Consider the following 5,694-nt stretch of genomic DNA (forward strand, 5'->3'; position numbering starts at 1 on the left):
CGTTTTTTTGTTTTCAATATCTATTAACCGAATGAAGCCCAGATGACTGTAGCAACAAGAACAGGGCACACAAACTTCACATAAGCAGGCCATATCTTACCGAACCAACCCAACTGGAAGTCTGGGTTTCCTTGCTCTAGTTCCTTAATCTTGGAATGACGGTTCCACACCCAGCCACCAAATAAGCAGAACATCAGAGCTGCTGTCGGCTGAAGATATTGCGTTGCCACCATAGCCACCAGACCGAACAGGTCGCCAAAGTTAAAGACAATCACCACACTAAAGAGTGCGATTAATCCGCCAAGCACCCAACTTGTCAGGCTACGACCTGTATCCATTCTCTCACTTACCAGTGCGACAGGGCATTCAAGCATCGAAATTGAAGAAGTCAGTGCCGCAATCGTCAGTAATAAGAAGAAAATAATGGCAAAGATCTGACCGAGTAAGCCAAGGCTTTCAAACATCAGAGGCAATACCGTAAACACAAGCGTGTCAGAGCTCAGAAGAGAGCCGTCTTCCGCGTAGATTTGCACCCCTTTCTGCATAGCAACAAACATCGCAGGCATAACAACAAGACCGGCAATAAATGCCACGGCGGTATCTACAAGCGTTACATTCATCGCCATTTTAGGCAGGTTCTCTTTTTTACTCAGGTAAGAACCGTAAATCAGCATTGAACAACCACCAATGGTTAACGAGAAGAAGCCTTGCCCCATTGCCGCAAGAATCAGTTTTCTGTCCCACACTTTTTCAAAATCTGGAATCAGATAGTGTTTCAAGCCTTCCATCGCTCCGGATTGCATCATGATATAGATGAACAGCAGACCAAAGAGAATAAACAACGCAGGCATCAGACGAGAAGACCACTTCTCAATACCCTGTTTCACACCACCTTGAACAATCAGAATGGTAAGAACGTAAAAAGTGATGGTACCAAAAAGGTTACGTTCTACACTGAATCCTTTAAACCACTCCGCCGCCGAGACAAATCCAAATAACTCAGCGATGGCACCTAAAAGAAAACAGATTAGCCAACCGCCTACAATGGAATAAAACGCCAGAACAGCACTTGGTACACTGAGACCAATCCAGCCGACTAACCCACCAACGGTTTTGCCGACCGGGTTAGCTGTTAACGACTTCATACTGTCGACAGGGTTAGCCTGACCGTGCCTGCCTATCGCCATTTCGACCACAAGCATTGGAAATGCCACAACCAAAATCATAATGAGGTAGACCATTAAAAATGCGCCACCACCATTACTTGCTGCCTGAGTAGGAAAACCCCAAATGTTTCCAAGACCTACCGCAGCTCCTGCCGCTGCTAGAACAAACCCTAAACGCGACCCAAAATTCTCTCTTGTACTTGCCATACTTCGTTACTGACGCACCTCCGAACTAGTTGACTAGTACAATAGTGTTTTCAACGCCAAATAACAAGAGATAGTAGTATCATTAACCAGATAACAGCTCGCAAAACAAACGATTCATCTAGTAAAAAAGAACGGGCTATTCATCAGATAGAAACAACCTTTTCAATAAAGTGAGATGCCTCGTAAAGCTGTTGAAATAGCCAGTTAGCAGAATATTTCTCTGTGATATTCCATCTAGTTTTGCAATTAATTCAAAACCCTACCAATGACATTGCTTAAAAATCCATCTAATAAGGGAAAGATTCGTGCTTTTTGCGTTTGTAGATTGAAGCACTTTAGTTCTGGGGGAGCAGTCAGTCCCCATTTTTATGACGGGAGAAGAAATGAAAAGGACAATTATCAGCGGCGCTATTCTGTCCGCTCTTAGCCTTGCAGGCTCAGTACAGGCGGCGACGGTCGACTGTACTGCTTTGCCAGTTTGGCAACCAGAAACAACCTATTCCACAGATGGAAAGGTCCAGTTTGAAAACAATGCTTATCAAGCGAGATGGTGGTCGCAAGGAAAATCGCCGGCTACCCATTCTGGTGACTGGCAGGAGTGGCAATGGTTAGGGGCTTGCAGTGGTTATAACGCACTGCCAGAAGTGACCATCACTTCCCCATTGAACAATGCTCAGCTATCCACAGGGCAGATAATCGGATTACAAGCCAACGCATCAGACATTGATGGAAATGTCGCGCAGGTAGAATTCTTCCTTTCTGGTGTAAGCCTGGGTGTTGTAACTGCCGCTCCTTACACTCTGGACTGGACAACAACGACAGGTAGCCACACCATTTCTGCTGTTGTGACCGACAATCTGGGCGCAACAAACGAAGCCACTGTGCAGATCAGCGTAAGCCCTGCGGGTGATTTGGTTCCACCAAGCATTCAACTGACATCTCCGACAGGCTCAGAAACCTTAGTTCAGGGTGATGTGCTGGCTATCGCAGCTAACGCTTCTGACACCGATGGCTCTGTCTCGAAAGTCGAGTTTTATGTTGATAACGCCTTGGTTGCAACAGACACCGCCGCACCATTTGAGCATAACTGGACAGCCGTTGCGGGTTCGCACGTTGTTTCCGCTAAAGCAACGGACAATGACAACCAGTCTACCGCTAGTCAGGAAGTCACAGTTAACGTGAATTCAGGGTCTTCTGGTGGTTGTGCCGATGCTGTTCCATACGTAGCTGGGACAGCCTACTCAAACGGCGATCTGGTTGAAAACAATAACCAGAAATACCGTTGTGACCAAGCTGGATGGTGTTCATCAAGCTCCGCGTGGGCGTATGAACCTGGAGTGGGTGCGCACTGGCAGGAAGCGTGGACAGGTTTAGGCGCTTGCAGCGCGGCACCTGAAGTAACACTAACTGCACCAGCGACAGGTGACGTCATCCTTGCAGGATCCACAGTTGCTGTCAGCGCCAATGCATCTGATGCAGACGGCACAGTGACGCAAGTTGAATTCTTTGCAAACAACACCAGCATCGGAGTTGATACTCAAGCGCCTTACACTGTGAACTGGTCTGCAACTGCTGTTGGCGAGACAACGGTCAAAGCCGTCGCAACAGACAACGGCGGTTCAACGGGTGAAGCTTCGGCTTTGGTGACTGTTAGCGATCAGCCTGTTGTTACCCGCTTAACAGCACCAGCAAACGGCAGTGTGGTTGGAGTAGGTAAATCAACGCTAGTGAGCGCTGACGCCACCAGCCTGACAGGCACAGTCCAAAGCGTTGATTTCCTGGTGAACGGTTCAGTCATTGCTTCAGATACTACTGCACCTTACAGCACAAACTGGACTCCGGCAGCAATTGGTAGCTACACACTGACGGTTATCGCTAAAGATTCGGCTGGCAACAGTGCGGTATCTTCAGGTGTTACAGTAAGCGCTGTCGAGCAGGTAGCGAAAAAACATAACCTAATTGGTTACTGGCACAACTTCGTTAACGGCTCAGGGTGCCCAATTCGCCTAGCGGATATGTCTGAGCGTTGGGACATCATTGATATCGCGTTCGCAGACAATGATCGTAACAGTGACGGAACGGTCCACTTTAACCTTTACTCTGGCGACATTCACAGCACCTGCCCCGCAATGGATCCTGTTCAGTTCAAGCAGGACATGGCAGCACTACAGGCGAAAGGTAAGATCTTCGTTCTCTCTCTAGGCGGTGCAGAAGGCACCATCACTCTGAATACAGATCAGGATGAAGCTAACTTTGTCAGCAGCCTGACCGCTATCATCAAGGAGTGGGGTTTTGATGGTCTAGATGTGGACTTAGAAAGCGGGTCAAACCTTGTTCATGGTTCCCAAATTCAGGCTCGTCTCGGTCGTGCTCTGAAGGCTATTGAAGCCAATACAGGCGGAGACATGTACCTGACCATGGCACCGGAACACCCTTATGTACAGGGCGGAATGGTCGCTTACACGGGTATCTGGGGTGCGTATATTCCGGTCATTGACCAAGTACGCGATACGCTAGACCTGCTTCACGTACAGCTCTACAACAATGGCGGTTTGCCTAACCCTTACATGCCAGGTGCAGCGCCTGAAGGTTCTGTCGATATGATGGTGGCTTCAGCGAAGATGCTGGTGGAAGGCTTTGCTCTGGCGGACGGTTCTCAATTCGCTCCGTTGCGTGACGATCAGGTAGCCATTGGCTTGCCATCTGGACCTAGCAGCGCGAACTCTGGTCAGGCTCCAGTTCAAAACATCTACGACGCTTTAGACTGTCTGATTAAGGGCACTAAGTGTAGTTCTGTTGTTCCGGCGAAACTGTACCCGAACTTCGGCGGCGTGATGACCTGGTCCATTAACTGGGATCAGCACGACGGTTTCAACTTCTCTGTCCCTGTTGGTAACAAGCTAGACCAACTGAACGCAGGCAAGTAAAACGAACTCAAACACAAAGGGGAGCCATTGGCTCCCCTTCTTTATGCATACCTAAATTAAAAACACCGGATAATCTTTTAACTCTGGGATCTTCTCATGCAGCTTCTGTTCTTCTGTTGCCACATCTTTCAGCTGGTCACAGTATTGCTGTGCTTCTTTACGAATCTCTTCAGACTGTCCTTGGATTTTCTCTTTTAAAGAATCTTTAAGAGCACTCATCTGTTTTTGCATTTCGGTAAAGTTAATGCCACCGTCGGTTTTCATTTTTTCCGACAACGCCGAAAAAGCGCTCGAGAAAAACTCACCATTAAAGGTTTGCATGGCACCTTCAAAGTCTTTCTTCCAATTGCTGAAAGCATCTTTGAATGCATTTTCCTTCAGGATGAACTCGCCTTCCTGATAGTAACGTGACTCAAGCTCTGAATAGAAATCATCAATCGCTGTTTTCACATTGCTAAACGCTTCGCTATTGTCAAAGCTGGCACTGACGTCATCCACAATGTCTTTCGCCAGATCAGCACCGTTATTGGCAATGTCTTTGGCTCTTGGGACATACTCGTTCATTTTTTCGCGGTAAGTGTCGACTGCCTGAGCTTGCCACTCACTGAGTGACAATTTTTCTCCATTAATGAATACGTTGTTGTCTTTGTCGATCAGAACTTTCGCCTGACCTTGTTGATATACTTCGACTTCATGTCCGTCCAAATGGACTTCATTTTCTACATCTACTTCGCATTGAGACGCATGTGAGTAAGTACTCATTGTCAGCAATACCAATCCTATCCATTTTTTATACATAGTCACCTCAACATCGACCACTACTTCGCCCAAGTTAGCAAAGTGAGTGAGTAAAATGTCAGTAGTTTGTTATATAAGGGAAACAATTTCGTATTCGGTTCGCTGATGTCCCGCTTGCAGAAACACTTCATCTCCCAAGTATTTTCCCTTCAATTCTTGTCCAAGAGGCGCTTGCAGAGTCACAACAGCAACTGGTTCGCCATTCATATCAACACTCATTCCACCTGCAGAAGGACCGATAAAATACCAGAAAGTTTTGCCTTCTCGGTTTTCAAGTTGGATCAGTGCTGTCATGCCTATCGGTGTATCTTCGTCATACTCACGCAAGATCAGTTCTGAGTACAAGCGGATATTTTCTTCACACTCAGCCACTCTCTGAGCCTGACCATGCGCCAAGTACGCCGCTTCCAGTGCCAGAGTGTCGTACTTGTGTTCGGGTACGGTTTCTTCATCTGTCGCAGAATCAATGGCAGTTTGCGCAGCGCTGTGCGCGGTTTGATGTGTGCGTTGCAATTCAACCAGAAATGCCTGTCGGAGTTCAGACTTGTTCATATTCTTTTGATTATGGTTTCCAATGAACTGCTAGAATACTCGCA

4 protein-coding genes are annotated in these 5,694 nt (G+C 47.3%); 1 reads left to right on the plus strand and 3 read right to left on the minus strand.

From position 1 onward, the window contains the following. Positions 1–23: 23 nt before the first annotated feature. Positions 24–1,373 carry a sodium-dependent transporter gene (locus tag RH89_RS12425; protein WP_004402226.1) on the minus strand — a complete coding sequence of 450 codons (1,350 nt, stop codon included), beginning with the start codon at positions 1,371–1,373 and terminating at the stop codon, positions 24–26. Positions 1,374–1,756: 383 nt separating this feature from the next. Here RH89_RS12425 and RH89_RS12430 point away from each other — a divergent pair, with 383 nt between their 5' ends. Further along, a complete protein-coding gene (locus tag RH89_RS12430; protein WP_004402227.1) occupies positions 1,757–4,300 on the plus strand; it encodes an Ig-like domain-containing protein in 2,544 nt (847 codons plus the stop codon). 51 nt (positions 4,301–4,351) lie between these two features. On the opposite strand, the gene RH89_RS12435 is transcribed toward RH89_RS12430, so the two are convergent. Together RH89_RS12435 and RH89_RS12440 are read right to left on the minus strand one after the other, a co-directional pair. Further along, positions 4,352–5,098, minus strand: a complete 747-nt coding sequence (locus tag RH89_RS12435) for a YggN family protein (RefSeq protein WP_004402228.1) — start codon at positions 5,096–5,098, stop codon at positions 4,352–4,354. Positions 5,099–5,167: 69 nt separating this feature from the next. After that, positions 5,168–5,650: a hypothetical protein gene (locus RH89_RS12440; protein ID WP_004402229.1), complete on the minus strand. Its 483-nt coding sequence runs from the start codon at positions 5,648–5,650 to the stop codon at positions 5,168–5,170. Between the last annotated feature and the right edge of the window lie 44 nt (positions 5,651–5,694).

Origin of the sequence: Vibrio nigripulchritudo ATCC 27043, assembly GCF_000222685.1 — a bacterium.
GTDB lineage: Bacteria > Pseudomonadota > Gammaproteobacteria > Enterobacterales > Vibrionaceae > Vibrio > Vibrio nigripulchritudo.

Excerpts from the sequence above, each read along its gene's own strand:
- RH89_RS12425 (WP_004402226.1), bottom strand. The coding sequence starts at position 1,373 with ATGGCAAGTACAAGAGAGAATTTTGGGTCGCGTTTAGGGTTTGTTCTA.
- RH89_RS12430 (WP_004402227.1), top strand. The coding sequence starts at position 1,757 with ATGAAAAGGACAATTATCAGCGGCGCTATTCTGTCCGCTCTTAGCCTT.
- RH89_RS12435 (WP_004402228.1), bottom strand. The coding sequence starts at position 5,098 with ATGTATAAAAAATGGATAGGATTGGTATTGCTGACAATGAGTACTTAC.
- RH89_RS12440 (WP_004402229.1), bottom strand. The coding sequence starts at position 5,650 with ATGAACAAGTCTGAACTCCGACAGGCATTTCTGGTTGAATTGCAACGC.